Raw genomic sequence first — 645 nt, 5'->3', positions numbered from 1 at the left:
GCACTGGGGGAGGGCGCCAACACCCTGACGGTGACCGCCACGGATACGGCCGGCAACACCTCCGCCGCCTCCGCCGGGGTGAACCTGACCATCGACACGCACGCACCGAACGTCCCGACCCTCACCGGCCAGAGCGGGCCGGTCGGCACCGCGATGCCGACCCTCACCGGTACGGCCGATGCCGGCACGACCGTCACGGTCTACGACGGCGGCACCGCCATCGGCACCGCCGTCGCCGGCACCAACGGCACCTTCACCCTGACCCCGACCACAGGGCTGATGGAGGGCGCCAACACCCTCACGGCGACCGCCACCGATGCGGCCGGCAACACCCCCGCCGCCTCCGCCGGGGTGAACCTAACCCACGATCCGGTGGCCCCCCGTACGCCGCTCCTCACCGGCACGTCCGAGGCAGGCGCCACCGTCACCGTCTTCAACGGCGCGGCGGCGATCGGCACCGCGGTCGCAGCTACCAACGGCACCTTCACCCTCACCCCGACCACGGCACTGGGGGAGGGCGCCAACACCCTGACGGTGACCGCCACGGATACGGCCGGCAACACCTCCGCCGCCTCCGCCGGGGTGAACCTGACCATCGACACGCACGCACCGAACGTCCCGACCCTCACCGGCCAGAGCGGGCCG

Annotated in this window: 1 protein-coding gene; it reads left to right on the top strand. The window is 73.2% G+C overall.

Going from position 1 to position 645, the window contains the following annotated elements; translation table 11 throughout:
- Positions 1-645 (top strand): Ig-like domain-containing protein (locus tag MKK53_RS01900; RefSeq protein ID WP_243926347.1); only part of this gene is annotated, 645 nt, incomplete at both ends.

It is taken from the genome of Methylobacterium sp. J-076, assembly GCF_022829405.1.
In the GTDB taxonomy this organism is placed as follows: domain Bacteria; phylum Pseudomonadota; class Alphaproteobacteria; order Rhizobiales; family Beijerinckiaceae; genus Methylobacterium.
This window is presented reverse-complemented; position numbering and strand designations above follow the sequence as displayed.